This window comes from Mucilaginibacter sp. PPCGB 2223 (assembly GCF_001705515.1).
GTDB lineage: Bacteria > Bacteroidota > Bacteroidia > Sphingobacteriales > Sphingobacteriaceae > Mucilaginibacter.
The window spans coordinates 1,183,288-1,209,202 of the sequence record NZ_MDJS01000001.1; the positions used below are offsets into that span (position 1 = coordinate 1,183,288).

At 44.8% G+C, this 25,915-nt stretch carries 24 protein-coding genes; 7 read left to right on the forward strand and 17 right to left on the reverse strand.

Annotated features, from left to right (window positions below; genetic code table 11):
- Nucleotides 1-53 precede the first annotated feature (53 nt).
- From BEL04_RS05075 to BEL04_RS05090, 4 genes are all read right to left on the reverse strand, one after another.
- On the reverse strand, nt 54-824 hold the full coding sequence (locus BEL04_RS05075) for an enoyl-CoA hydratase-related protein (protein WP_066000880.1): 771 nt from the start codon (nt 822-824) through the stop codon (nt 54-56).
- 4 nt (nt 825-828) lie between these two features.
- A complete protein-coding gene (locus BEL04_RS05080) occupies nt 829-1,434 on the reverse strand; it encodes an LUD domain-containing protein (RefSeq protein WP_254659528.1) in 606 nt (201 codons plus the stop codon).
- Nucleotides 1,435-1,499: 65 nt separating this feature from the next.
- Nucleotides 1,500-2,879 (reverse strand): lactate utilization protein B, encoded by a 1,380-nt coding sequence (locus BEL04_RS05085; protein WP_066000882.1) that lies wholly within the window; start codon nt 2,877-2,879, stop codon nt 1,500-1,502.
- Between the two features lie 68 nt (nt 2,880-2,947).
- Entirely contained in the window at nt 2,948-3,682 is a 735-nt protein-coding gene (locus BEL04_RS05090) for a (Fe-S)-binding protein (protein ID WP_066000885.1), read from the reverse strand.
- A gap of 179 nt (nt 3,683-3,861) precedes the next feature.
- On the opposite strand from BEL04_RS05090, the gene BEL04_RS05095 reads away from it, so the two are divergent.
- Nucleotides 3,862-4,269 (forward strand): hypothetical protein, encoded by a 408-nt coding sequence (locus BEL04_RS05095; RefSeq protein WP_066000889.1) that lies wholly within the window; start codon nt 3,862-3,864, stop codon nt 4,267-4,269.
- 73 nt (nt 4,270-4,342) lie between these two features.
- On the forward strand, nt 4,343-5,506 hold the full coding sequence (locus tag BEL04_RS05100; protein WP_066000891.1) for a DUF1624 domain-containing protein: 1,164 nt from the start codon (nt 4,343-4,345) through the stop codon (nt 5,504-5,506).
- On the opposite strand, the gene BEL04_RS05105 is transcribed toward BEL04_RS05100, so the two are convergent.
- The 3 genes from BEL04_RS05105 to BEL04_RS05115 form a co-directional block, all read right to left on the reverse strand.
- Nucleotides 5,501-7,423: a HAMP domain-containing sensor histidine kinase gene (locus BEL04_RS05105; RefSeq protein WP_066000893.1), complete on the reverse strand. Its 1,923-nt coding sequence runs from the start codon at nt 7,421-7,423 to the stop codon at nt 5,501-5,503. The genes BEL04_RS05100 and BEL04_RS05105 overlap by 6 nt on opposite strands.
- A gap of 77 nt (nt 7,424-7,500) precedes the next feature.
- The gene (locus BEL04_RS05110; RefSeq protein WP_066000894.1) at nt 7,501-8,091 is read right to left on the reverse strand and encodes an acyl-CoA thioesterase; all 591 of its coding nucleotides are present in this window, start codon (nt 8,089-8,091) and stop codon (nt 7,501-7,503) included.
- 28 nt (nt 8,092-8,119) lie between these two features.
- Complete coding sequence (locus BEL04_RS05115) at nt 8,120-8,488, reverse strand: VOC family protein (protein WP_066000895.1); 369 nt, start codon at nt 8,486-8,488, stop codon at nt 8,120-8,122.
- A 282-nt stretch (nt 8,489-8,770) separates the two neighbouring features.
- Here BEL04_RS05115 and BEL04_RS24170 point away from each other — a divergent pair, with 282 nt between their 5' ends.
- Both BEL04_RS24170 and BEL04_RS05125 read left to right on the forward strand, forming a co-directional pair.
- Nucleotides 8,771-9,736: a hypothetical protein gene (locus BEL04_RS24170; protein ID WP_066000897.1), complete on the forward strand. Its 966-nt coding sequence runs from the start codon at nt 8,771-8,773 to the stop codon at nt 9,734-9,736.
- Between the two features lie 127 nt (nt 9,737-9,863).
- Nucleotides 9,864-12,761 (forward strand): outer membrane beta-barrel protein, encoded by a 2,898-nt coding sequence (locus BEL04_RS05125; RefSeq protein WP_066000900.1) that lies wholly within the window; start codon nt 9,864-9,866, stop codon nt 12,759-12,761.
- 175 nt (nt 12,762-12,936) lie between these two features.
- Here BEL04_RS05125 and rplT read toward each other — a convergent pair whose 3' ends face one another.
- From rplT to recQ, 5 genes are all read right to left on the reverse strand, one after another.
- Nucleotides 12,937-13,281: a 50S ribosomal protein L20 gene (gene rplT, locus BEL04_RS05130; protein ID WP_066000902.1), complete on the reverse strand. Its 345-nt coding sequence runs from the start codon at nt 13,279-13,281 to the stop codon at nt 12,937-12,939.
- 82 nt (nt 13,282-13,363) lie between these two features.
- Nucleotides 13,364-13,564 (reverse strand): 50S ribosomal protein L35, encoded by a 201-nt coding sequence (rpmI, locus tag BEL04_RS05135; protein WP_066000904.1) that lies wholly within the window; start codon nt 13,562-13,564, stop codon nt 13,364-13,366.
- 61 nt (nt 13,565-13,625) lie between these two features.
- Nucleotides 13,626-14,195 carry a translation initiation factor IF-3 gene (gene infC, locus BEL04_RS05140; protein ID WP_066000907.1) on the reverse strand — a complete coding sequence of 190 codons (570 nt, stop codon included), beginning with the start codon at nt 14,193-14,195 and terminating at the stop codon, nt 13,626-13,628.
- Nucleotide 14,196: 1 nt separating this feature from the next.
- A complete protein-coding gene (thrS, locus tag BEL04_RS05145; protein WP_066000909.1) occupies nt 14,197-16,122 on the reverse strand; it encodes a threonine--tRNA ligase in 1,926 nt (641 codons plus the stop codon).
- A 250-nt stretch (nt 16,123-16,372) separates the two neighbouring features.
- Nucleotides 16,373-18,553, reverse strand: coding sequence for a DNA helicase RecQ (gene recQ, locus BEL04_RS05150; protein ID WP_066000911.1), 2,181 nt, complete (start codon nt 18,551-18,553; stop codon nt 16,373-16,375).
- Between the two features lie 554 nt (nt 18,554-19,107).
- Here recQ and BEL04_RS05155 point away from each other — a divergent pair.
- Nucleotides 19,108-19,578 (forward strand): DinB family protein, encoded by a 471-nt coding sequence (locus BEL04_RS05155; RefSeq protein ID WP_066000912.1) that lies wholly within the window; start codon nt 19,108-19,110, stop codon nt 19,576-19,578.
- A gap of 55 nt (nt 19,579-19,633) precedes the next feature.
- Here the strand turns inward: BEL04_RS05155 and BEL04_RS05160 are convergent, their stop codons facing one another.
- The 3 genes from BEL04_RS05160 to BEL04_RS05170 are packed head-to-tail and all read right to left on the reverse strand — an operon-like array spanning nt 19,634 to nt 21,988.
- Complete coding sequence (locus tag BEL04_RS05160) at nt 19,634-20,362, reverse strand: (Fe-S)-binding protein (RefSeq protein ID WP_066000913.1); 729 nt, start codon at nt 20,360-20,362, stop codon at nt 19,634-19,636.
- A gap of 11 nt (nt 20,363-20,373) precedes the next feature.
- Nucleotides 20,374-21,693 carry an MFS transporter gene (locus BEL04_RS05165; RefSeq protein ID WP_066000914.1) on the reverse strand — a complete coding sequence of 440 codons (1,320 nt, stop codon included), beginning with the start codon at nt 21,691-21,693 and terminating at the stop codon, nt 20,374-20,376.
- A 55-nt stretch (nt 21,694-21,748) separates the two neighbouring features.
- Nucleotides 21,749-21,988 (reverse strand): hypothetical protein, encoded by a 240-nt coding sequence (locus BEL04_RS05170; protein ID WP_139112921.1) that lies wholly within the window; start codon nt 21,986-21,988, stop codon nt 21,749-21,751.
- Nucleotides 21,989-22,409: 421 nt separating this feature from the next.
- Between BEL04_RS05170 and gldN the strand changes: the two genes are divergently transcribed.
- Both gldN and BEL04_RS05180 read left to right on the forward strand, forming a co-directional pair.
- On the forward strand, nt 22,410-23,381 hold the full coding sequence (gene gldN, locus BEL04_RS05175; RefSeq protein ID WP_066000917.1) for a gliding motility protein GldN: 972 nt from the start codon (nt 22,410-22,412) through the stop codon (nt 23,379-23,381).
- 92 nt (nt 23,382-23,473) lie between these two features.
- Nucleotides 23,474-24,616, forward strand: a complete 1,143-nt coding sequence (locus tag BEL04_RS05180; protein WP_066000919.1) for a putative sensor domain DACNV-containing protein — start codon at nt 23,474-23,476, stop codon at nt 24,614-24,616.
- Here BEL04_RS05180 and BEL04_RS05185 read toward each other — a convergent pair whose 3' ends face one another.
- A complete protein-coding gene (locus BEL04_RS05185; RefSeq protein ID WP_066000925.1) occupies nt 24,617-25,330 on the reverse strand; it encodes a phytanoyl-CoA dioxygenase family protein in 714 nt (237 codons plus the stop codon).
- Nucleotides 25,331-25,431: 101 nt separating this feature from the next.
- Complete coding sequence (locus BEL04_RS05190) at nt 25,432-25,884, reverse strand: SPW repeat protein (RefSeq protein WP_066000931.1); 453 nt, start codon at nt 25,882-25,884, stop codon at nt 25,432-25,434.
- Nucleotides 25,885-25,915: the final 31 nt, after the last annotated feature.

Here is a 25,915-nt window from a genome sequence, read left to right on the forward strand (position 1 = left end):
CACGAATTTTATACGGACGGATTTATGAAAGGTTGTGTAGAAGGATTATAATATTATTTATGCTTTTTCAGTGCGCCTATGGCAGTTTGGGCCGCCTCGGATAACACCAGTTCGCCGCTGATGGCAGCACGCCCGGTTAATAAAGTATCCCATGTATCGGTACCATGCCAGAGGGTTTTTCGTAATGCAGATAACGCTTCAGGGTTCCACACAGCCATTTTAGATGCGGATGCTGCGATGGCTTTGTCCATTTCTCCGGTAGTTTCAAAAACTTCAGCAAAGAGGCCCCTCTCTTTTGCCCATTGCGCGGTATAAAATTCGCCCGCATTTAAAGCCAGTTGCGAAAAAGCGCTCAAGCCCATTTTGCGGGTAACTGCGGGCTCAATTACAAACGGACCGATACCTATACTCAATTCGCTTAGTTTAATGGAAGCATTTTCGGTAGCAAAACAATGATCGCATGCCGAGGCAATACCAATACCGCCACCGATAGCTTTGCCGTGTACGCGCCCAATGATCATTTTTTGCGAAGTACGGCAGGCATTAATTACCTTGGCAAAACCCGAAAAGAACATCATACCTTGTTCGAGATTGGTGATCTGTAATAACTCATCAAAATTGGCTCCCGCGCAAAAGGTACGGTCGCCATCACTTTTCAGGATGATGACATGGGTTAATGCATCAGCGCCTGCGGTTTGTATTGCCAATGCCAGCTCATCGAGCAAGGCCGCGGGTAACGAGTTTTGCGCCGGATGAAAGAAGGCGATAGTAGTGATCCCCTTTTCATCGGTATTGACATTAACGTAGCCTTTAGCTGGTTCCATTGGTTTATCCGAGTATAAATACCGTCATGCTGCGGGGGCCATGCGCACCCAGTACAAGCGACTGCTCTATATCGGCAGTTTTTGACGGACCGGCGATAAAGGTACCAAATCCGTAAGTAGTATTCCCAATTTTTTGATAAGCCTCGTGCATGGTAGGCACGATGCTACCGGCATTTACCACTACAGCCAGGTGCTGGCATATAAATGGCAATACCCGCTGTTTGATCAATTCTTCGGTAACCCAAACCGCTCCGTTTTCAGCAACCGCGAAGTGCGCGCTGGTAATAGTGAGTTCGATATCTTCCATCGTATGGGGGTCGATAGGTTCGCCGGCATAAAGCTGGCCGGCATCGCTCAGTTCTGCCAAAGTGGTAACCACGCGTTTACCGGTATCAAAATGTTCAGGCAATAGCTTTTTTATTTCATCAAAACCTTTCACCTTTAGTACCTTCCCGCCAATGGTAGTTAATACCGTGGTAAACTTTTCTTCAGGGTCTTCGGGGCCGCCTTTCAAAAAACTAATGTCCGGCACCGGTACCGATGCTGGCTGGTTTTGGGTGATGGCAGCTAATATTTTATCTCTGGACGCGTTCATTGGTTCATTGGTCATTAGTTCATTGGTCCTTTACTGATGAACATGTTAATATTTTTACTCCTGACTTCCCGACTCAGGGCTCAAGACTTTTTTCTATTTTTACTATACCACTCCCCAAACGATTCCTTCGGCGGTTCGGGCATATCGCGTTGCTTGTACCAGGGATTCAGCTTGTTGTTAACTGCAAAAGGCACATGTTTCATAAACCAACGGCCGGCTTTGCCCCCGACATGATAAATGGTTGGCGATGACAGCGTTAAGGTCATTACCTGCATACCTGCTTTTTTGGTTTTGGTGGCATAACCGTTCTTCACAATTACCTGGCGCCATTTGTATAACTGATCGTGGATATCGATCTTAACCGGGCAAACGTTTGAGCACGATCCGCAGAGTGTCGACGCAAACGGCAGGTCGGCATATTTTTCCATATCAAGGTTTGGGGCCAGGATTGCTCCTATCGGTCCGGATATAGCATTATGGTAGCTATGCCCGCCACTGCGGCGATAAACCGGGCAGGTGTTCATACAGGCCCCGCAACGGATACATTTTAACGAATTGCGGAATTCCTCGCGGCCCAGCTGTACACTGCGCCCGTTGTCTACAATCACAATATGCATTTCCTGACCAGGGCGAGGCTTACCGAAATGGCTCGAATAAGTGGTAATGGGCTGCCCTGTAGCACTTCGCGTGAGCAGGCGCAAAAACACGCTCAGGTGTTTCCTTTCGGGGATGATCTTTTCAAAACCCATGCTGGCAATGTGGACGTCAGCCAAATGCGCACCCATATCGGCATTACCTTCATTAGTGCAAACTACAAATTCGCCGGTTTCGGCTATGGCGAAATTCACACCGGTTAAAGCAGCGCGGCGAGTTAAAAAGGTTTCGCGTAAATGATGACGAGCCGTTTCGGTCAAGAACTGCGGGTCGGCGTTGCCGGCCGGTGTACCTAAGTATTGGTGAAAAAGCTCTCCTATCTCCTCTTTCTTTTTATGGATACAGGGCAAAACAATGTGGCTCGGCGGCTCGTGTGCCAGCTGAACAATACGCTCGCCTAAGTCCGAATCTATCACATCTACGCCGTTCTCACCCAAATATTCATTCAAATGGCATTCCTCTGTCAGCATCGATTTGCTTTTCACCATCCGGGTAACGCTATGCTTTTGCAGCAGGCTCAATACGATCTGGTTATGTTCTTTAGCATCGGCGGCCCAATGTACGGTAATACCATTTGCAATGGCATTAGCTTCAAACTGTTGCAGGTATGAGCTCATGTTCGAGAGCACATTGTGTTTTATCCGAGATGCCGTTTCACGTAAATCTTCCCACTCAGGTAACTGGTGCACGGCTTTATCACGCTTGGCGCGGATCCACCACAGTGTTTCGTCGTGCCAGTTAACGCGGGCCTCGTCTTTATTAAAAATATCAGCTAAAGCCGAGTGATCTTTTGTTTCGTTAGTCATTGATCATTGTGTCATTAGTCATCACTAATCGTTATCAGGGTCTTGATTCTTGCTTCTTGCCTCTAATTCTACTCCCCGTTTAATATCTGTGCGATGTGCAGCACTTTAACCTTACTGCCCTGGCGGTTTAATATCCCTTCCATGTGCATCAGGCAGCTCATATCAACCCCGGTTATGTATTCGGCGCCGTGCTCCAGGTGATCGGCCACCCGGTCTTTACCCATCTTTACCGATACCGCTTCTTCGGCAACGCAAAACGTACCGCCAAAGCCGCAGCACTCGTCTTTACGGCTTAGTTCAACCAGTTCGAGGCCTTCAACCATATTGAGTAAACTGCCCGGTTTCGAAAAATCGGGGGCAACCAGTTCCGTCATCGACGACAGGTGCAATCCCCTTTGCCCATGGCAGCTTTGGTGCATACCAACTTTATGCGGGAACTTCGCCGGCAGGCTGGTCACTTTTAAAACATCGGTTAAAAAAGAGGTAAACTCATAAATGCGTTCGCTGATATGACGGGCTTTCTCGGGCTGGGCATCGTCATGCAAATGATCGCGGACGTGTAAAACGCAACTTCCCGAAGGTGCTACGATATAATCAAATTCGGCAAAGTTTTTAATAAACAGTTCGTTGCAGCCGTGTGTTAAATGCTCAAAGCCCGAGTTAGCCATAGGCTGACCGCAGCAGGTTTGGTTTTTCGGATATACGACATTAACGCCTAATTTCTCCAGTAATTCAAGACAAGCTATTGCGGCACCTGGATAAAACTGATCGACATAGCATGGGATGAACAGTCCGACTGTCATAGATAATACGTTAATTAACGCCCGTAACGGGCGAGGTGTAAAACTGATGCAACAAAAATAAACTTTAATAGCTAAAAGCAACACCCAAACATAAAAACCGTCTGCATAACACTTTTAACGCTAAAATTTTGTATTGCAACCGTGCCAAACAATTTGCACATTTTAATTATTTGTAACGTATGGCTTTAAGCACACAAATTATATGGCTGTTTGTATTGGCTATACCCATTGCCTGCATAGCGTGGACGGTTACCCACGAGGAGGTTTTTCGTGAGCCGAGGGAAGTTTGTATAAAGTATTCTAAAACAGCGAAAACCATAGTTAAGCGAAAGTTTTTCTACCTGTTTACATGCGAGTACTGCTTTAGCCATTATGTAACGCTTGTTATGCTTTTTATTACCAGTTATAAGTTGTTATTCGACGATTGGCGGGGATACCTCATCGGTGGTTTTGCCCTGGTATTTGTGGCCAATGTGTATATGAGTTTGTTTGCCCTGATCAGGATTGACCTGAAAAAGACGCGGTCGGAAGCCGAAATTGCCGAGATCGAGGAAGCCAAATGCAAAAAAGATGTATCAAAAAGCTAATTGAGCTTATGTAATAAACCAGTTTGCATTTATTGTATTTGTTTTGTAAGTTGTACGGCAAACCTTAGTTACAATGACTGATACACTTACCCAGCCTAAAAAACGTATCGAGTCGATCGACGTGATGCGCGGAATAGTGATGGTGATTATGGCGCTCGATCATACCCGTGATTTTTTCACGACCATCCGATTTAACCCTACCGATTTGACCCAGGCATCAACAGCTTTATTTATCACCCGCTTTATAACACATTACTGTGCGGCCACCTTTGTTTTTTTGGCAGGCACGGGCGCCTACTTATCGCTTACCCGCGGAAAAACCAAAGCCGAAGCAGCCCGTTTCCTGATCAGCAGGGGTATTTGGCTCGTCATTCTTGAGGTTACGTTAATTAACTGGGGGTTTTCGATGAATCACGGTACCTGGCAATTTAGCATGGATTATAGTTTTGTATTTTTACAGGTGATTTGGGTAATCGGTGTAAGCATGATCATTTTAGCCGGGTTGATCTATCTACCCGTTGAGGCTATTGGCATTATAGGGTTAATATTAATCTTCGGGCATAATGCTTTTGATGTTGTTGCTCCAAAATCGCTTGGCGAAACAGGTGGAGCGCTCTGGCAGTTTTTGCACGTACAAGGCATCGTTAATTATGCACATAATACAAGGCACGTATTTGTGTTTTATCCGCTTATACCCTGGGTTGGCGTAATGGCGGCAGGCTATAGTTTCGGCACGCTGTTTAAAATGGAACAGGCTAAGCGGCAAAAGTTATTAGTTGCGACAGGCCTTTCGGCGATAGCGTTGTTTATCCTCATCAGAAGCGGCAACTTTTACGGCGACCCGGACCACTGGACACACCAGCAGGTTTGGTACCGCACTGTGCTCTCATTTATCAACGCCCAAAAGTATCCGCCTTCGCTCGATTATTTATTGATAACCCTCGGCCCTGTACTCATTTTGCTGGCCTATCTTGAAGGTGTAAAAAACCGGGTAACTGATATCTTCCTGGTCTTCGGACGGGTTCCGTTATTTTACTACCTGTGCCATATTTATCTTTTGCAGCTGTTGGCCTACATCGCGTTTAAAATAACCGAAACCGAACATATTGCTTATGGTTTTGGCCTGCCGATAGTTTATGCCGTATGGCTCTTAGCTGTGTTTATACTGTATTTTCCGAGCAAATGGTTTATGCAATATAAACAGGCGCACCGGCAATGGTGGCTCAGTTATCTATGAACGGATGCTTCCGGGCAGTTTGATATAAAAGGTAGTACCCTTGCCTACTGTTGATGTAACCGAGATCTCACCATGGTTCAGTGCGATCAATTCGCGGCATAATTGTAAGCCTATACCTGTGCCTATTTCTCCGAGTGTACCCACTTTTGATAGCGGCAGGTTTTGCGACCACAGGTTATCAATATCTTCGGATTTAATACCTATACCGGTATCGGATATACTGATGAGTATCTTATCTCCCTCGGGTAGCGCAGCAACCGCTATAGCGCCTCCATATTGGGTAAACTTTATGGCGTTGCTGATCATGTTCCTGAAGATCACCTTCAGATGGTTTTCATCGACAAACAAAAAAACCTTGGCAGTAACGTCATTGTGTAAGGTGATGCGTTTTTGTGCTAACAGATAAGCAAAAGTTTCTGCCATTTCATCGATGACCAGGGTTAACTTAACCTCGGTAGCAGTAACATTGCTTCCCTGTATTTGATTGTTTGCCCATTGCAGCAGGTTGGTCAATGTTAGTTCGGCGCCTTTTACAACGGGATTCATATTTTTCATTACCTGTTGTATCTCATCGTCGCTTAATGCTCCCTGCTCAAAAAGGTCGGTTACATTACGCAGATTGCCGATAGGCCCCCTGAGATCGTGACCGATAACCATCAAAAGCTTGTTTTTTAAGTTGTTTAACCCGTTGAGGTGCTTGGCCTGCGATTCGATCAGTTCGGACTGGATTTTTATCGCCGAATTTTGCTCTGTTAGTTTTACCGCCAGGTTGTTTTTTTCGCGATAGAGTTTATACACGGTATAAAGGCCTGCGATTAAAAGCAGCAACGAAATAAATAATATAGTTATAATTTTTTGCTGCGATTTGACCAGCAATTTGTTGATCCTGCTGGTGCGTTGTACACTATCTATTTTTTGCAGGCGGCTATTGAGGCTGAAATAGTCCTGCATTAACTGCGAACTGTTTCGCCTGTCTATCATAGTCATCCGAAACAAAAAGTCGTTGAACTTATCCTGATAGTAAAGCACCTGCTTTGTGTTACCTTGTTTTTGATAGATATCGATCAGTACCTGGTACGACGCCGAAATAAAATCTATCACACCTAAACTATCGGCCATAGCGCTTGCCCTTTGAGCATATTGCAAGGCTTTATCGGTTTGGCCCAGGTTGAGCAAAATTTCGGCTTTCGATACAAAACAACTGGCCCTTAGCCTTTTATTGTTATCTAAAAAGCTCATGCTGATAGCCGTATCAGCATAACCGTTTGCCAGCTTGTAATTATTATTGGTTTCGTATTCGCTGTAAATGCTTGTTAAACGGCCATACAAAATTGCTTCGGTGCGCTTGTTATTAATCTCGCGACATAATTTCATGGCCCTGTATACTGCAGCAACGGCCTTATCAAACTGGTGCGACCTGGCGTAAATAAGCGATCGCTCAGTAACAACTTCTTCAAGCAGGTATTTATTTGTATCGGCTTCATCTTCGGCTTTTTGCAGAAATGCAAAAGCTGTTTTGTAATCTTTCAGGTCGGCATAATCGCGCCCCATATTACGGTAGCATTCGGATAGGCGCAAATGGTTATGCTTGCCAAAATAATGCACAGCTGTATCGATATACAACAAACTAACCTGGTAATATGATTGCGCCCAGTAAGTAACGCCTATATTCAGGAAACTTTCGCCTATCCCTTTTTTATAGTTATTTATTTTTGCCAGGATAAGCGCATTTTCGGAGAGTTTACGTGCCGCTGCAGGGTTTGCCAGAAAGATGGCATAAGCTTTGGCATTCAGTTTATCGATCTTGGCAATACTGTCGATGTTGCCGGCTTCGGCATTAAGGTCGCCCACGGGCAATATGGCAGAAAATGTTTTTTGAGAAATAAAAACAACAAGCAACAGCCACCAAAACCTCATGCGTTAAATTAATTAGTTATACAAGTATACGCGACGTACCGTTAAAGATGATTTATACGATTCTGTATAACTTAAAGTTATACTTTTGCAACCAGCATACAGCGTTCCCCCATCAGTAATTCTTCGCATTTTTCATAATTAAGGGGTGCTTTTATCTGTTCTACTTCCAGCTTATAATTTTGTCTTAGCTCTTTTCGGCGAATGGCTTCTACAAAACGCCTTACCTCGTGCTGATTCTCCAGGATCAGCCCGGGTACCGGGGTTGGCCTGTTTTGTTCGTCCTTGGCAACCATTGTAAAATAACTGGTATTGGTATGTTTAACCGAATTGGTTTTCACATTTTCGGAAACAACACGTATACCCACAACCAACGATGTTTTACCTACATAATTTACCGATGCCATCAGCGATACCAGTTCGCCGACCTCAATCGGAGCCAGGAAATCCACCGTATCAATTGATGCCGTTACGCAATAGTTACCCGCATGCTTTGATGCGCATACGTAAGCAACTTTGTCCATCAGCGATAACAAAATACCACCGTGTATCTTTCCGCCAAAGTTAGAGTACGAAGGAATCATCAGCTCGGTAATGGTAGCTTCAGACAAACGCACCGGTTTATAAGCTAATTGATTATCTGTATCGTGTGAAGGTAAGGGTTCTGCCATGTATCTATTTAAAATTGTAAAGTTGTCATCAACCTATTTCCTGCCCAAACTGCAGCAGATACCCATTATTATCAAATATCCCGAATTCGCGCATTCCGTAATCAAAGTCTTCGATAGGATAGCATATCAGGCTCTTTTCTTTTACGCTCTCCCAAACATTATCTACATTATCCGTATTAAAATACAACGATCCGCTCATAACCGGTTTGGGAATGTTGCGATGTTGATTAGGTAACGTAAACATAATATTAACATCGCCGTATTTTAATGATGCCCAGCCCATATCGGGTTGGTAATTCTCAGTAACAAAACCCAGTACCCCGGTATAAAAATCAATAGTAGCAGCCATATCGGGGGTTTCGAGCATGGGTGTTAGCGCCGTTAATTGATGCGTCATGTTACTTATATTATCTATAACTTATATTGAATTACTGTGCTTAAAGCACTACCTCAATACTAAAAATACTTTTTTAAACTCACAATTAAAAAAAGCACGCCTTTTTTGTCAATTTTGAGCTGTTTTAAGTGTCTGTGCAACATTTGTATGACAATAACGCAACAATTATATGACATTGAAATTACTATTAAACTTCGTCGTAACTTCACAGTCAATATAAGCCGAACATATAAATATGCTTTCGGCGAAATAGATACACCAATAATATAAACTATTACAAAAATGAAAACGAAGGTTAAATCTTCACTTAAATTAATACTGCCTGTTTTACTCGCGGCTTTGTGCCTGCAAGCGACCGCCCAAAAAAAAGACGTACAGCCTGCCAACCTGCGGGCACCTGAAGGGATAAAGATAGATGGTAAACTTGCCGAATGGGGTTATGACCTGCAAGCATATAATAAAACTACCAAGATTTATTATACCATGGCCAACGACGATAAGAATCTGTACCTGGTAGTAAAAGTTAAAGACAAGATAGATATAACCAAAACCTTAGGTGGCGGCATTAGCCTGACCATCAATACCGCCGATAAAAAGAAAGATAAGGACGCCTTTGTGATCACCTTCCCTATGCCGCCGCCGAGAGCTTCGGGCGGCCGTAATGCTATGCGCGGCATGCGTGGCGGCTTTGGTGGCTTTGGTGCCAACCAATCGCAAACCCAGGCACAGATCGATTCGGCAAGCCGGGCAACACATAAAACTGCTTTGGGCCTGATCAGGGAGATTGGCATCCTTGGCTTTAAGGACATTACCGATAGCACCATATCTATTTACAACGAATACGGGATTAAGGCAGCAGCCGGCTTTGACGACGAAGATGCTTTTGTATCCGAGTTGTCTATCCCCCTGAAGTTACTTGCACTTAACGCCGACGACCCAAAGGAGTTTGCGTACAACATTAAAGCAAACGGTATCAACTCGGGCAATAACCGTAACCGAGGCGAAGGTGACAACGGCGGCGACGGCGGATTTAACGGCGGCGGCTTTGGCGGCGGCCGCAATGGCGGCGGTGGAGGTGGCTTCGGCGGCGGCGGAGCAGGCGGCTTTGGCGGTGGCGGCCGAAATGGTGGCGGTGGCGGCCGAAACGGCGGCGGTGGCGCTAACAACATGATCTCTATGATGGAAGAGCTGACCACGGCGACCGATTTTTGGGGAAAATACACGCTCGCTAAACCTGCAAATAAATAATACACGAGCTTTTTTAGTTAACTGGCCGAAACTAACACCAATATCCCCTTATTAATTAATTACCGCTTTTTGGCGATAACATGGGAATACTATTTTTTAAATCACAGACCAAAAACAACTTATCATAATGAAGAAATTATTACTTGTCCTTTTCATCACTGTACTTTCGGGCGAAGTATTTGCGCAGGGTGGCAATAACGGGGGGCGCAACCGTACGCAACCGCAGATACTTGCCCTGCCGTTCAGAGAAGTAAGTGGTGTGGTTAAGGACACAGCCGACAATACCATCATTGGCGCCAGCATCACTTTAACATCCAAAAGCGATACCCTGCGTGCCGTAACCAACTCCGACGGTGTTTTTGTAATCAAAAACGTTAAACAGGCGGTATTTACACTGGATGTTAAGGAGTTGGGTTACCGGCCCATTATACGTAAATACCTTAACAACGATGCTATAAAAAGAATTGTTCTGGAACCGATCATCATGCATTCATCATCACACCTGATGAACGAAGTAAAGATCAACGGTGTGCCGAGTATAACTTATAAGACCGATACTGTTGAATACCGCGCCAGCGACTATAAAGTGCATCCCAACGCTACCGTTGACGAACTTTTAAAGAAAATGGAAGGTATGGAGGTTGGCTCAGACGGATCGTTGACGCACCAGGGGCAACAGGTAGTAAAAGCGAGACTGAATGGCAAGGACTATGCCGGTGGTAACGTAGCACAAGCCATCCAGAACCTGCCTGCCGATATTGTTGAAAAAATACAAGTCGTAGATGACTATGGCGATGCGGCAGCACGTACAGGCATCAAAGACGGCGACCCACAAAAGGTTTTGAATATTACTACCAGGGCCGACAGGTCTGTAGGCACTACCGGACGCTTAACCGGGCAATACGGCAGCGATGACCGGTACAATGCAAACTTATTTGTACAACGCATTAATGCTAACCAGCAATTAGGTTTGATTGGCAATTTACGCAATACGGTAAATGGTGTGGCCTCGACAGGCGTTGCAGGCGGCGCAACCAATGGCGGGGGCGGTGGAACAGGTGTTGGAAGCGGCGCCAGGGGTGGCGGCAGCGGCACTACCAAATCGGGCATGCCATCTTTTAACTACCGCGATCAATGGGGCAAAAAGATCCAGGTGATAGCCAGTTATGCCTATAATTTCAGGGATAATAATTCATTTAATACGAGCTATGGGCAAAACGGTACGGTACTCGGGCCGAATAATTTCAAAAACAATAACACCGCTGAGAACGACTCAAAAGGCCATAACATAAACTTTCAGATGGAGATAACACCTGATAGTGCCGATTTTATACAGATAACGCCAACCTTCGGGTACACAAGTTCGCTCAGCTCCAGCACGTCCGATCAGGATAATATCAACAATTATACAACAGGCTTTCAGCATAACGTAAATACAGGTTTTACATCAAGCACCAATAGTGCGCCAAACTTCTCGAATACTGTATTTTATCAGCATTTGTTTCACAAGCCGCACCGCAACGTATCGTTCACCGCAACCATAAGTCGCACCAATACCGAAGCCAACAGCGACAGGAACAATACCATACACTATTATAAAACTGCAACCCTCGACAGCTTGATTGCCGACTCGGTATCGCACTATCAAACCAACCGAACCAGTATTAACACTACTTACCGTGCCGGTTTTACTTATGTTGAGCCATTCAGCCTTTCGTCGCAATTAGAGTTTACAACGCAATTCAGAAAGTCGGACTATGATAATAAATCGATAACAGATACCGTGCTGGCTAACGGACAAAGTTACGAACTGCTGGCCCGGGATAACATATCAGATTATTCGTTCACCGAAACCAGAGCTACATTAAACTATCACTTTAACGGCGTAAAATACAACCTGGCCGTAGGTGCTACTGCGGTACCATCAGTACTGGCAGGTACCAAGGTAAATAATGCGAACGGACAGAATGTGGCCACTCAGCGAACCGACTTCCGGATTATTCCCGTTTTCCGCTTCTCGTACTCGTGGTCGCGCACGCAACGCTTCTCGATAGGTTATTCGGGCAGTAATACCGAACCTACCTTTACCGAGATCCAGCCGTTTACCGATATTTCCAACAAACAACACCACATTATCGGTAACCCCGACCTCGACCCGCAATTCACACACTCTATAACTGCGCAATACAATAACTATATCGCCAACTCTAAATTGAACATTTCGTTTAATGTGAATGGTTCATTTACCAGCCACGAAATAGATGAGAACGATGTAACAGTAGATTTGCCTCCGACTATCAATTCAAAAGGCGAATCGGTTAGGACAACGCGTACCGACACCTACTACATCAATATGGACGGTGCTCATGCCTATGTGGGTCGTTACAACTTTGCAAAACAATTGGACGATCGCAAATATAACCTGTCGCTTAACGGGAATATTACCTATAGCTACGGAGTCGGTATGACAGGTCACCAGGACTTGGCCGGCAATATTGTAAACACACCTTACCACAGCACCAACTGGCGCTTTGACGAGCGTTTCGGGCCCCGGATCAACCCGAACGATAACATCGAAATAAACCCTTATGTAGGTTACGATGTATCGCGTACGTTTGTAAATACCCTTAATGCTACTGCCAGTATTGTAAAAACAACTTCCCTGGCAATAGATGGAAGGATGTATTTCCTGAAAACCTGGCAGATCAATTACAGCGTTACCAAGAGCTATGTAACCGGTTTTGGAAGCCTTTCTACGAATCCAACGGTAATCAATGCAGGTTTCGAAAAAGAGTTCTTCGACAAAAAGAATTTCATCTTAACATTTAACGCTTTCGACTTACTGCATCAGAATAATTTTATCCAGCAAACTCAAACCGGCAGCAACATCACTTATACGCAGTCGAACTCGTTGAGCCGTTATTTCCTGGTGGGTTTCCGCCTTAACCTGCAAAGATGGAGCGGCTCGCCGATGCGCAATGGCAGGCCTATGCAGCGCCGCGGCGATGGTAGCTTTATCTACTGATAATTATTATATCAACAAACTACAAAAAGCCTTCTCTAAGAGAGAAGGCTTTTTGTTACAACGTGTCCCGTCCTGAAATAAGTCAACTTGGATGTCAACTTATTTCAGGGCGGGACTGTTAAAACAAAAAAGCCTAACCGATTAGGGTAAGGCTTTTATACAATTCAAAGTATCTTTATTTTACCGAATCAACGATCGCTTTAAAAGCATCCGGGTGATTCATTGCTAAATCGGCTAATACCTTACGGTTTAAACCTACTTCTTTTGCATTTAATTTACCCATTAATTGTGAGTAAGAGATACCGTACTGGCGTGCGCCAGCATTGATACGTTGGATCCACAGACCGCGGAACTCGCGTTTTTTGGTTTTACGGTCGCGGTAAGCATATTGCAAACCTTTTTCAACTGTGTTTTTGGCAATGGTGTAAACCTTGCTGCGAGATCCCCAGTAACCTTTTGCAAGGTTCATGATCTTTTTCCGGCGTCTTCTCGACGCTACTGCGTTAACTGAACGTGGCATTTTTTGTGCTTTTTGGTAGTGAGTGCCTTCGTTTTTTCAGAGGGACTTGTGTACTCGAATACCTGGTTAAAAAATTAATTAATTACTTTCCGATACAAAGCATACGTTTTACGTTACCCATATCCGCATCAGCAACAAGGCTGGTGTGGGTTAGGTTACGCTTACGTTTGGTCGACATCTTGGTTAAGATGTGGCTTTTGTATGCGTTTTTCCTGGTAATTTTACCGGTTCCAGTGATGCTAAAGCGTTTTTTAGCGCTGGAATTGGTTTTCATTTTTGGCATAACTCTGTTTTATTTGTTTTGTTTATTTGCTAACCTGCAAATGTCTTTATGTTGTAAGCTATTACTTTTTAGAACCCTTAGGTGTAACGGTTAAAAACATCCGTTTACCTTCCAGTTTTGGTAATTGCTCAACTTTTCCTACTTCTTCCAAAGCCTGGGCAAAACGCAGCAGCAATATTTCGCCCTGCTCTTTGTAAACTATCGCACGGCCTTTAAAGTGCACGTAAGCCCTTACTTTTTCGCCCGCCTCCAAAAACTTGATGGCATGTTTCAATTTGAAATCAAAGTCATGATCATCGGTATTCGGTCCGAAACGGATCTCTTTGATAACGGTTTGCTTAGCATTATTCTTGATCTCTTTCAGCTTCTTTTTTTGCTCATAGATAAACTTGTTATAGTCTATCACACGGCAAACCGGCGGTACGGCGTTCGGAGATATTTCAACCAGGTCGAGTTCCTGCTCTTCGGCAATAGCCAAAGCATCGCGTAAAGAGTAAACACCTTGCTCAACGTTATCGCCTACCAAACGCACTTCCTGCGCTCTGATAAACTGATTGATATTATGTTCGGCTTCTTTCTTTTTGAAAGGTGGCCTTGGACCTCTGTTAAAATTGGGTTTATTTAATGCCAAGTTATACGGTTATTTCTTTTTTTATTTTTTGTGTAAATTCTTCAATTGTCATACTGCCCAGATCACCTTCACCATGTTTCCTTACCGACACGAGGCCCTCTGCCGCTTCTTTTTCGCCCACAATAAGCATGTATGGTATCTTTTTAACTTCAGCATCACGTATCTTACGCCCGATCTTCTCGTCCCTGAAATCAATAAGCCCGCAAATATCGTGATCTTTTAGCGAATCTGAAAGTTTTTTTGCATATTCTTCATATTTCTCCGAAATAGGCAAAACGATGAACTGCTCCGGCGATAGCCACAGCGGGAAATTACCCGCGCAATGCTCAATCAACACAGCAACAAAGCGTTCCATCGAACCAAACGGTGCGCGGTGTATCATCACGGGCCGGTGCTTCATGTTATCGCTGCCGGTGTACTCCAGTTCAAAACGCTCGGGCAGGTTATAATCAACCTGTATGGTACCCAGCTGCCATTTACGGCCCAGGGCATCTTTCACCATAAAGTCCAGCTTCGGGCCATAAAAGGCTGCTTCACCCTCAACCTGTACGGTTGGCAAGCCTTTTTCGGCAGCTGCTTCGATGATCGCAGCTTCGGATATGGCCCAGTTTTCATCCGAGCCGATGTATTTGGCCTTGTTGTTCGGGTCGCGCAGCGATACCTGTGCAATATAATCGGTAAAACCAAGTGCTCCAAACACATACAAAACCAGGTCGATTACTTTTTTAAATTCATCCTTTACCTGATCAGGCCGGCAAAACAAGTGCGCATCATCCTGAGTAAAGCCGCGCACACGGGTTAAACCATGCAACTCGCCGCTTTGCTCGTAACGGTAAACGGTACCGAATTCGGCAAAGCGTACCGGCAGGTCTTTATAGCTGCGCGGTTTGGTTTTGTATATCTCGCAGTGGTGCGGGCAGTTCATCGGTTTCAGGAAGAACTCCTCTCCTTCCTGCGGAGTTTTGATGGGCTGGAACGAATCGGCACCGTATTTTTCGTAGTGGCCCGACGTAACATACAGGTTTTTATGCCCGATATGCGGTGTGATTACCTGCTCGTAACCGGCTTTTACCTGTGCCTTCTGCAAAAAGTTAACCAGGCGCTCGCGCAAAGCGGTACCTTTTGGCAACCACAATGGCAAGCCCATGCCTACCTTTTCGCTAAAAGCAAATAACTCCAGCTCTTTACCCAATTTACGGTGATCGCGCTTTTTAGCTTCTTCGAGCACGTGCAGGTATTCGGTCAGTTCGCTGGCTTTAGGGAAAGTAACTGCATAAATACGGGTTAACTGTTTGCGGCTCTCGTCGCCCCGCCAGTAAGCACCGGCAACGCTCATCAGCTTAACTGCTTTGATAAAACCAGTGTTTGGTATATGCGGGCCACGGCACAGATCGGTAAAATTACCCTGAGTATAAAAAGTAATTGCGCCATCGGGCAGATCTTTGATCAGATCGAGTTTATATTCATCTCCCTTTTCGGTAAAATAAGCTATCGCATCGGCTTTACTAACAGGTTTGCGCACAAACTCTTCTTTGGTTTTAGCCAGCTCGATCATTTTATCTTCGATCTTCTTAAACTCGTCTGAAGAAAATTCACGGTCGCCAAAATCAACATCGTAATAAAAACCGGTTTCGATAGCCGGGCCGATGCCGAATTTTGTACCAGGATATAAGGCTTCCAAAGCCTCAGCCATTAAGTGGGCCGAAGAATGCCAATATGTAGCTTTACCCTGAACATCGTTCCAGGTCAATAATTTAACGGTCGAATCTTTCTCTATCGCGCGGCTTGCGTCCCAAACTTCGCCGTTTACGTCGGCGGCTAAAACGTTGCGGGCCAGGCCTTCTGAAATGGATAGCGCAATCTGCATAGCAGTAACGCCGCTGTCGTACTGACGAATAGTTCCGTCAGGAAGGGTAATGTTGATCATCTACGAGTATGATTTAAAGGTTTTAAATATTACGTTAATACGATCACGTACAAGGGTGATCTTTCGGGTGTAAATTTACGATTATTTTTTTAGGATTTCACTGATTATTGATTGATTTCACCGATTGCCCGGCATGCGTGTCAGGTAGTCAAAGTGGGGATTTTAAACATTTGTTTTCCCTCTGCACCCAACCGCAGTCGCTCGCCTCCGGCGAGTGACGAATATCATCGCGGCCTCCGGCCGGCCCTCACTACAGCGTCACCTCTCCCCGCCCCGCCTTCATCCAGCTAATTACCGCTTTTATTTCGCCGTAACCATAATTTTCACCCAAAATCTCTTTCAAAGGCCCCAGTTTATCCGCACCATATTTTTCAACTGCTTCCTGTATAACCGGTATCTTTTCAGGGTTCACAATATCTGTCACATCTATCTCACCTAACTCTATAAAACGGCACAAATGCCCTTCAATAGTAATTGGCGAAAAGTTACGTATGGCAGCAATTTCGGCAATATTTTTGCCCGATTTATACAAATTAAAGCTCTCCTGCTGTGTAGCGTTTGGCTTTCCGCTGCGCTCAGTACTGGTTTTTCGCTCACCGCTCTGCCTGCGCTCACGTTTAGGTTTCTTTTCACCTATTTTCGACGACAGGCCCTTTGCCGCACAATGGCTTTTCACCGGGACTAAAAACTCCCGGCCGTAACGCGCAAGTTTGATATCGCCAAAACCCGAAATAAGCCTCAGCTCATCCATACTTTGCGGCAGGTAAGTGGCAATTTCCATCAAAGTACTGTCAGATAATATCACATATGCCGGTACATTCTCATTCGTGGCAATTTCGCGCCTAACGGTTTTGAGTTCGTTCAGCAGTTCGGCTTCAAAAGGTAATTCTGCAACATCAGTCCGCTCCTCAACTGTTTGCGAAGCTATCAGCTCTACCTTCTGCAATCCTTTTAACACCGCATCGCTTTTTGCCGTGAGCTGCAACACGGGGTATTCCCCTTCGGATGTTTTCAAATAACCCATTGCCACTAACTCGCGCATATAACGCTGCCAGTCGGGCTTGCTGATGTCGGCGCCTATGCCATACGTTTTAAGCTGTTTGTGTTCTTCGCGTATCTTTTCGCTTTTTGATCCTCTTAAAAACTCCACCACATAGCCCGCGCCAAACCTTTCGTTTAACCTGGATACAGCCGACAGCGCCTTTTGGGCTATCACCGTGCCATCAAAACGCTCCACTTCGGTTAAACATACATCGCAGGCACCGCAGCTTTCCGGCGCTTCTTCATCAAAATAATTGAGCAGAAACTGCCGCCTGCAGGTTTGCAGTTCGCCATACCGCGCCATATCATCAAGCTTTTTCAGCATAATGCGGCTTTGCTCGGGGTTATCCTCCACCCGTGCAAACTCTTTTAGCTTCTGCACATCCCCGGGCGAGTAATACAGCATCGCTTCCGACGGCAACCCGTCGCGCCCGGCCCGGCCTGTTTCCTGGTAGTAGCCCTCAATATTTTTAGGCAGGTCCATATGCACCACATAGCGCACGTTCGATTTATTGATGCCCATGCCAAAGGCAATGGTAGCTACAACGATCTTCACATCATCACGCAAAAACGCCTCCTGGTTACGGGCCTTGGTAGCATTATCCAAACCCGCATGGTATGCTTCTGCCGAAAAACCTTCGTCTTTCAGATTGGCTGCCAGCGCTTCGGTCGATTTACGCGACAGGCAATAAATAATCCCTGAGTCATCCTTTCGCTTGTCCAAAAAAGCCAGCAACTGGTTAAAACTATTGCGTTTAGGGGCAACATTATAAACAATATTCTCCCGGTTAAACGACGATATAAACACCTCCGGATTCTTTAGATTGAGCTTCTCCAGGATATCCTTTTGCGTGATTTGATCTGCCGTTGCTGTAAGTGCGATAACCGGTACTGTCGGAAAATGCTCTTTTAACCCGGCCAGCATCAGGTATTCGGGGCGAAAATCGTGCCCCCAGTGCGATATGCAATGCGCCTCGTCAATGGCTATCTGCACAATCGGCAATGATTTTAAAAATTCTACCAGTTTATTTTCTGTACCGAACAAACGTTCGGGCGCCAGGTACAGCAACTTGATCCGGTTATTACGCAGCTTATTAATGAGTTCCCGCTGCTCATCCGGACTTTGCGCCGAATTTAAAAAAGCCGCCGGTATACCGTTCACATTCAGGCTGTCAACCTGGTCTTTCATCAGCGCGATCAACGGCGATATAACAATGGTAAGGCCACTAAGCAACACCGCAGGTAATTGGTAACACAACGATTTACCGCCGCCGGTAGGCATCAGCACCAGCACATCCTTACCGTTCAGTATGCGAGTTACGATCTCTTCCTGCCTGTGCCGGAAACTACTGTAGCCAAAATATTTTTGAAGTGCCTGGTTGGGTGTCATACGCTTTATACAAAGCTAATTAATTACTAATTATTTTAGCAATAATTCTTAAATATTTTTTCCTGAAAACGAACGGTTTCAGCTTTTGGCGGCCGGTAGCCCCGTCATTCGCTTGTACGCGGTACCGCTGCTGCCGGGTTTAGCCGGGTTAGTGCAGCGGCCCGGATCATCCGCAAATAACAAGCACCAATCAACTAATGACCAATGACCTAATGAACCAGAAGACATGGGTATTTATGGGTATTTTTACAATATTTTTCTCCTTAACCTCGCCTATTCGCTCCAAACGGGCTTTTTAAGTATTTCGTACCCATCAGGCACATGGGTATCACATGGGTATTCATGGGTATTCATGGGTATTCATGGGTATTCATGGGTATACCCATATCTGCTCAAAATTTCAAATACTAAACCATACAATATACTTAAAATTTCGGAGAATAACAAAAGCTGTGGCAACCTTTTCTGTCTTACATCCGAAATAAGTAAACAAACAAATCCTGTAGCTTTGTCTTAAATTAACAGAAAAATAAACAGATCTTTTAGATACGCCTATGCAGTTATACAATTCTCTTTCGGCACAATTACTTTCACAGCACGAAACCATTGCCTTCCTTATTTCGGGGGTTGATGAGGAACGTTTATTAAAGAGCCCGGCGCCAGCTAAATGGAACGTGCATGACAATATTGCCCACCTGGCCTTATATCAACCTGTATTTATCAAACGGATCAACGAGATACTTTCTGCAGATAGTCCTTCATTCGGGCGTTACAACTCCGATAACGATCCCGAATTTGAAACCTGGCGAAAACTCTCGATAGATATCCTGCTCGCTCAAATAGCAACCGGCCGCCAGGAGATCATCAAATTGATGACAAGCCTTTCTGAAGCTGAACTATCCCGCGTAGGCATCCACCCCAAATATGGCAACCTGACTGTCTTAAAATGGGCAGAGTTTTTTGTTTTGCACGAAGCTCACCACCTGTTCACTATATTTCAATTGGTGAATAATGTGGAGGCTTAAGAGGCTAAAATGAAATAATCAAATCCGAAATTGAAAATTCGAAATTCGAATCTCTCTAAACGTTTCCCCAGCCATGCGCCAATACATCGGCCAGGTGCATGGTTTTGATAGGAATACCATTTTTATCGATGTAGCTTTGCAGGTGCATCAGGCACGAGGCATCGGTGCTGATAATGTAGTCGGCTTCAGCGGCCATGGCATTCTCAACCTTTTGCTGGGCCATAGCGCTGCTTATGGCATCAAACTTAACGGCGAATGTACCGCCAAAACCACAGCAGGTTTCGCCCTGGGCCATGTCAACCAGTTCGAGGCCCAATACTTTCGATAGCAACTGGCGTGGTTCTGCTTTGATCTTACATTCGCGCAGGGCGGCGCAACTGTCATGATATACGGCCCGCCCATCGAGCTCGGCGCCGAAATAATCAAATTCGATCACATTCACCAAAAAATCCGAAAGCTCGAAGATATTACCCTGTATAGCCCTGCATTTATTGTGCACGGCGGTATTGGTAAACAGATCGTTATAATAATTCTTCACCATACCGGTGCACGATGCGGATGGTGCCACAATAACACTCTCTTCGCTAAAATCGTTCAGAAACTTACTGCCAATGGTTTTGGCTTCGTCCCAAAAACCCGCATTAAAAGCAGGTTGCCCGCAGCAGGTTTGGCCGGGGTTATAGGCAACTGTGCATCCCGCTTTCTCCAACACTTTAACGGTATTAAAAGCGGTATCGGGGAACAACTGATCAACAAAACAGGGGATAAACAATTCAACCTTCATCAACACAAAAATTACTCGGCGCTAAATTCAGAAAAATTACTGCTTTTTTTCTGAGCCGACAGTAAAGAAAATAATAAAAAGAGCCCGGCTATAAAAAATACGCACAATACGATGATCGAATTTCGCGGACTTCCGGTTATATCTTCAAAAAAGCCAAAACTGAACATCCCTCCTACAATAGCCAGTTTTTCGGTAACATCGTAAAAGCTAAAGAACGATGCCGTATCGGGTATGTCCTGCGGCAGGTATTTCGAATAGGTTGAGCGCGACATGGACTGTATACCACCCATTACCAGGCCAACCACCACAGCAATAATATAAAACTGTACGGCCGTAGTGGTGAAATACGCGGCTATGCATACTATAATCCAGATGGCCACAGTTATGAGTAACACTTTAACGTTGCCTATTTTATCTGAAAGTTTCGACATTAGCGTCGCACCGGCAATGGCTACGAGTTGAATGATCAGGATTATAGCGATCAAACCCGATGTTTCAATGTGTAGCTCTTTGGCCGCAAACCCGGTAGCTACCAGCATAATGGTTTGTACGCCCATGGAGTAGAAAAAGAAAGCAGGCAAAAAACGTTTTAATAAAGGCATTTGTTTAACCTGCCGCCATACATTGGCTAACTCTATGAAGCCGCCTTTAATAATGTTTTTTGAATGGCTTACCGCGTTAGGGCTACCCTTCGGCAGAACGGTAAAAGGTATACAGGCAAAACCCATCCACCATAAGCCAACCAGTAAAAACGACAGCTGTGCAGCCGATTGATCTGTCAGATGGAATGTTTTAGGAAACAGCACAAATGCCAAACAAATCAGTTGTAAAAGTACACTGCCGATATAGCCATAAGTAAAACCCTTGGCGCTGACATTGTCCTGCATATCAACCGTGGCAATTTCGGGCAGGTAGCTATTGTAAAAAACAAAACCGCCTGCATAGCCTACAGCTGCAAGCGCAAAAAGTATGATGCTCAATTCGAGCGTTTTTACTGTAAAGAAAAACAATCCGCAACAGGCTATCGAACCCAGCGCAGTAAAAAAGATCATAAATATCTTCTTATTCCCCCTGTAGTCGGCTATCGACGAGAGGATAGGCAACAGTATAGCCATCAACAGATAAGCTGCTGCCAGGGCATAATCGCTTAATGCCGTATTCACAAAACTTTTGCCGAAAAAGTTTACCCGGTTACCATTTTGAGCGTTCCTTGTAACGGCAACGTAATATACCGGAAAGATGGTAGAAGTAATGACCAGGTTGTATGCCGAGTTGGCCCAATCGAACATGGCCCAGGCACGAATGATTTTTTTGTTGTTTTTAAGTTCCATACTATGCTTTAAAAGTATGGAAAAAATAACATTTGCAATTAATTGCAGCTGATATTTAGTGATTGTACACCAAACCTGCCTTTAGCGAGGTATCCGCAAGTGTTTTTATAGTAAAATACTGGTTATGTACATCGATAAGCGTAAGCACCATATACCCGCCGGGCCAATAGCCAACACTAAATATCTTGAATGGCTTTGTGTAGGAGTTTAAAACCTGATCGTTATCTACAGCAGCCTTTTTGGGTACTGAACAGGATGCAAAAAGCAAACATGCACAAAGCAATCTTCTTTTCATGAGATTCGATCAATAATAAGGGGTTAAAAATTAATTTTACCGATAAATAAAATGGCAATCATAACTTTCAGTTAAATATAGTAAATATCTAACAATTAAACAATTATAATGTGTATTTATTAATTATTCAGGGGGGAATGCTCTACCATTTTAATGACTACATAAAAAGTACGTGAATTGTTTGTGAAAAATTACAAAAAACACGCGGGTAAGCCATTTTATGTTAAATTATTTACACCCAAACATTCGATTTGGTATTAATTGAATAATTTTTTTATATATTTACCAAATTAGTTACCCTGATTAATAAACTATAGGCAGAAAACACCTGTTGTTGTATTAGGATAACTATAATCCCTGATAATTAGCTAATTAAACAAGTTGTTTAACACTAAAAACCGCTGCAGATAGCTTTTGAGATATGAAGAAGCGTTTACTTGTGATTATGCTGATGTCGTTTACTTATTTAACAGGCTTGGCTCAGAACAAAAACATTTTTGACCCGGATAGCTCTCTGTTAACAAAGCCTCAAACAAAGGAAGCCATACAGGCCGATAGCATTAAAAAGAGTGAATACCTGCTCAATGCGCGACCTTACCCCCTGCCCGAACCAAACCCGAAAGAGATTAAATTTTACCACCGCTACTGGCGCGATATCGACCTTTCTGATCCAAAAAATAAAATACTGGCCAAGCCCGGCGGTACGCTAATAGAAGGCATTGTTAAAGGTATAAAAGATGGTAAGATCACTGCGTACGACCCTATGGGCGGCACACCCGAAAGCCCGGCCGGCGACGCTTTTATCACCGCCATGACCTACGACCAGTTAATGTCGCACCTCAGTGATACGGCAACTGTCGACCAGTTTGATAAAGACGGTAACAAGACGGGCAGTATACAAAAGCCCAATCCTTTTACTCCTGATAAAATATCAGGCTACCGCATTAAGGAAGATGTTTACTACGATAAACAAAGGGGAAAAGTCGTAACGCGCATTATAGGTATTGCTCCGTTACAAAAACTCACCCTAAGCAGCGGCGACAGCCTGGGTACGCAGCCATTATGCTGGATAAGGTTTAAAGATTGCCGCAAGGTTTTGGTTACAATAGACGCCGACAACCCCAACCATAAAATAGGTTTAACGCTCGACGATGTGTTTCTGCAGCGCCGCTTTAATTCGACCATTGTCCAGGAATCGAACCCGCAAGGTAACCGCATAAAGGATTATGAGGCTACGGCCGATGCCCAAACTAAAGAAGCCGCCCGCATCGAGGATAAAGTAACGGCTTACAAAAAAAGCATTTTTGTATACGCATTAAGCGAAACGACACCTGCGCCCGACAATCCGCCCGTAAAAAAAACAAGCCTTAAATCACAGGCGCCAAATCAATAAGTCTCGTCTTGTTGCCGTTTCCCGAATAACATCGTACAGCCATATTTTTATCCGGGCATTGGCGTTAATTTAATTAGGCTTATTTTAGCATAATGTTATCCGAACCTACCTATAGCGCTGCACGTATTGTTGCCGAGTCTATCGAATCGCATTTTGCGCGGCAATTAAAGGCAGCCGACGGCCGATTGGAAAAGCAACTTGCTCCGCAGCCGCCGGCTTATCTGATCGAGGCTATAATTGATGTGGCGTTCTGGACCAGCCTCCGCAAGGAAGAAGGGCACTCGCCCAAAGTATCTATCGCCTACCTCCCACCCGGCGAAGCAGGCCAGCCGATGGTATTTGCCAAAAGGTTAAAATTTACTCCCGATACGATTATTAAACTTGCCCCGGCAATTGAAGGCGCGGGTATTTACTTAGGTGTGTGGAACGATAGCGACACACTATACATCTGGGGCACGACACGTGTTATACCGGCCTTTTGTTTTGTATTGGATGTAAGCGAACCAAGTTTGCTCGTTATTAAACACCGCCGCATCAGCGGTTTTGGCAAGTTTGTGAATGTGGCCGTGCTGAAAGGCGATCAGATCAAGATCATCGACGAACGCAGCGACGAAATACCCGATTGCCCCGAAATGATCTCTTCGTTACTGGGTTTTAACAACCCTGCATCGTGGAGCCATTCTATCAATATCCACGTACAACTCGCGGTATCCATGCGGGCGCATGGCCGCGGCGGCATTTTACTGGTTGTCCCATCGGCACACGAACGGTGGGCCGAATCGATCATCCATCCTATCAATTACCAGCTCACACCTCTGTTTTGCGGCCTGGCCGACCTGTTAAAGCAGGAAGTCGCCCAAAATGATATGAGCCTTTGGCAGGAAGAATTAAACAAAGCTATTGAAAGTGTTGCCGGTTTGACTGCCGTTGACGGAGCCACCCTGATTAACGACCGGCACGAGTTGTTGGCCTTCGGCGCAAAGATAACCCGCTCGGCAAAAAGCCAGCGTGTCGAGCGGATGATGGTTACCGAGCCAGTGCTGGGTGTCGAGCCGCGTATTATTCATCCCGGAGCCGAAGGCGGCACCAGGCACCTGTCGGCAGCGCAGTTTGTGTTCGACCAGCGCGACGCCATAGCGATGGTAGCATCACAGGACGGCCGCTTTACGATCTTTTCCTGGTCGCCTTGCGAGGGTATGGTACACGCGCACCGCGTGGATAGTTTGCTGTTATAGTTACTCTTTTTCGGACCAATTTAATCCTGCTGGTAACTGTATGTTGCTGAACTCGATATGTATCACGCGGCGCTTTTTATTGTTTACCGTACGATCTGAAGCATGAAGCAGCAAAGGCCGCATAATCATTACGCCGCCTTTCTCTACAGCACAAATATGTTCCCGCTCTTCACCCCAATTAACCGTTTCAGGGCGATAAACCCCTTTTAACTGTGAACCGGGAATAACCTTCAAAGCGCCGTTCTGCTCATCCGTATCGTCCAGATGAATGCGTATAGTAAAGTTATTTTGAAGAATATTGATTGGCGGCTGCACTGCAAACTGTTGGTACTTTACCGTCCACGGACCAAAATCCGATAGTTGTATCTTACGATCTACCGAAATAGTAAGGTCCTGGTGATAAGCAACAAACCAGTTACTATCGTCAGGTTTATCAAAATAAATTGATTTAACTGCAAAATAATCGTCACCAAATATCCTACTGATCAACTCGTTCAATTTGGCGGTAAATATCAGCGACCTGATCTCCGGTATCTCTTTGAGAAATTGCCTTATGGCAAACAAGTCGTTGGTTTTACGAAAACTAGGCCTTCCGGTATCAGTTTTCTCAATGATATCGACTATTGCATCCAGTTGGGTTTGATCAAAAATGTTGTTAATAATGCTATAGCCCTTACTGTCGATATTATTCCGATGAATTTTGTAAGAGATCATTTTATAAGCATTGATATGGCTTCCGTATACATCAATGTAACTTGAACAAAAAAGGCCTCCGGATTTTTCAGGAAGCCTTTTCGAATATTTTCAACATCCGGTTAGTGTGTCAAGCGGCCTTCAATCGAGTCGATCGAATCTAAGCCACCTTCCGACAATTGCTGATGTGGCCTGGTTGTAAACGGCGATTTTTTGGTAAACAATGCGCAGAACAACAGTACGGCGCCGAAAATTACATGAGGCCAGAATACGCCGTCGTTATTGGAGTTTTTACCGGCAAAATCATATAGCCACGGACTAACCAACAGTAAAAAACCTGCGAACATACCCAGCACCAGGCTCATCTGCATTGGGAATACTTTGATAAAACCTACTTTGTTATCGCTGAAGATAGCAATATAGCTTAAAAAAGCACCCATTAAAATAGGGATGAACAAGGCAGCGCCGCCGTAGTAAGTAAGGTTAAATGTCTCAGGTAAACGCGAAGACAATAACAAAGCAGCTACGATGTAATTGATGATACCGTAAGTTGTTGTTGAAATAAAAGGCTTCATTTATTTTTTATAGTTTGATTGCTGAAACAAA

What these genes read in the sequence shown, in the direction of transcription:
- BEL04_RS05075 (WP_066000880.1), bottom strand. Translation starts at nt 824, where the DNA reads ATGGAACCAGCTAAAGGCTACGTTAATGTCAATACCGATGAAAAGGGG.
- BEL04_RS05080 (WP_254659528.1), bottom strand. Translation starts at nt 1,434, where the DNA reads ATGACCAATGAACCAATGAACGCGTCCAGAGATAAAATATTAGCTGCC.
- BEL04_RS05085 (WP_066000882.1), bottom strand. Translation starts at nt 2,879, where the DNA reads ATGACTAACGAAACAAAAGATCACTCGGCTTTAGCTGATATTTTTAAT.
- BEL04_RS05090 (WP_066000885.1), bottom strand. Translation starts at nt 3,682, where the DNA reads ATGACAGTCGGACTGTTCATCCCATGCTATGTCGATCAGTTTTATCCA.
- BEL04_RS05095 (WP_066000889.1), top strand. Translation starts at nt 3,862, where the DNA reads ATGGCTTTAAGCACACAAATTATATGGCTGTTTGTATTGGCTATACCC.
- BEL04_RS05100 (WP_066000891.1), top strand. Translation starts at nt 4,343, where the DNA reads ATGACTGATACACTTACCCAGCCTAAAAAACGTATCGAGTCGATCGAC.
- BEL04_RS05105 (WP_066000893.1), bottom strand. Translation starts at nt 7,423, where the DNA reads ATGAGGTTTTGGTGGCTGTTGCTTGTTGTTTTTATTTCTCAAAAAACA.
- BEL04_RS05110 (WP_066000894.1), bottom strand. Translation starts at nt 8,091, where the DNA reads ATGGCAGAACCCTTACCTTCACACGATACAGATAATCAATTAGCTTAT.
- BEL04_RS05115 (WP_066000895.1), bottom strand. Translation starts at nt 8,488, where the DNA reads ATGACGCATCAATTAACGGCGCTAACACCCATGCTCGAAACCCCCGAT.
- BEL04_RS24170 (WP_066000897.1), top strand. Translation starts at nt 8,771, where the DNA reads ATGAAAACGAAGGTTAAATCTTCACTTAAATTAATACTGCCTGTTTTA.
- BEL04_RS05125 (WP_066000900.1), top strand. Translation starts at nt 9,864, where the DNA reads ATGAAGAAATTATTACTTGTCCTTTTCATCACTGTACTTTCGGGCGAA.
- rplT (WP_066000902.1), bottom strand. Translation starts at nt 13,281, where the DNA reads ATGCCACGTTCAGTTAACGCAGTAGCGTCGAGAAGACGCCGGAAAAAG.
- rpmI (WP_066000904.1), bottom strand. Translation starts at nt 13,564, where the DNA reads ATGCCAAAAATGAAAACCAATTCCAGCGCTAAAAAACGCTTTAGCATC.
- thrS (WP_066000909.1), bottom strand. Translation starts at nt 16,122, where the DNA reads ATGATCAACATTACCCTTCCTGACGGAACTATTCGTCAGTACGACAGC.
- recQ (WP_066000911.1), bottom strand. Translation starts at nt 18,553, where the DNA reads ATGACACCCAACCAGGCACTTCAAAAATATTTTGGCTACAGTAGTTTC.
- BEL04_RS05155 (WP_066000912.1), top strand. Translation starts at nt 19,108, where the DNA reads ATGCAGTTATACAATTCTCTTTCGGCACAATTACTTTCACAGCACGAA.
- BEL04_RS05160 (WP_066000913.1), bottom strand. Translation starts at nt 20,362, where the DNA reads ATGAAGGTTGAATTGTTTATCCCCTGTTTTGTTGATCAGTTGTTCCCC.
- BEL04_RS05165 (WP_066000914.1), bottom strand. Translation starts at nt 21,693, where the DNA reads ATGGAACTTAAAAACAACAAAAAAATCATTCGTGCCTGGGCCATGTTC.
- BEL04_RS05170 (WP_139112921.1), bottom strand. Translation starts at nt 21,988, where the DNA reads ATGAAAAGAAGATTGCTTTGTGCATGTTTGCTTTTTGCATCCTGTTCA.
- gldN (WP_066000917.1), top strand. Translation starts at nt 22,410, where the DNA reads ATGAAGAAGCGTTTACTTGTGATTATGCTGATGTCGTTTACTTATTTA.
- BEL04_RS05180 (WP_066000919.1), top strand. Translation starts at nt 23,474, where the DNA reads ATGTTATCCGAACCTACCTATAGCGCTGCACGTATTGTTGCCGAGTCT.
- BEL04_RS05185 (WP_066000925.1), bottom strand. Translation starts at nt 25,330, where the DNA reads ATGATCTCTTACAAAATTCATCGGAATAATATCGACAGTAAGGGCTAT.
- BEL04_RS05190 (WP_066000931.1), bottom strand. Translation starts at nt 25,884, where the DNA reads ATGAAGCCTTTTATTTCAACAACAACTTACGGTATCATCAATTACATC.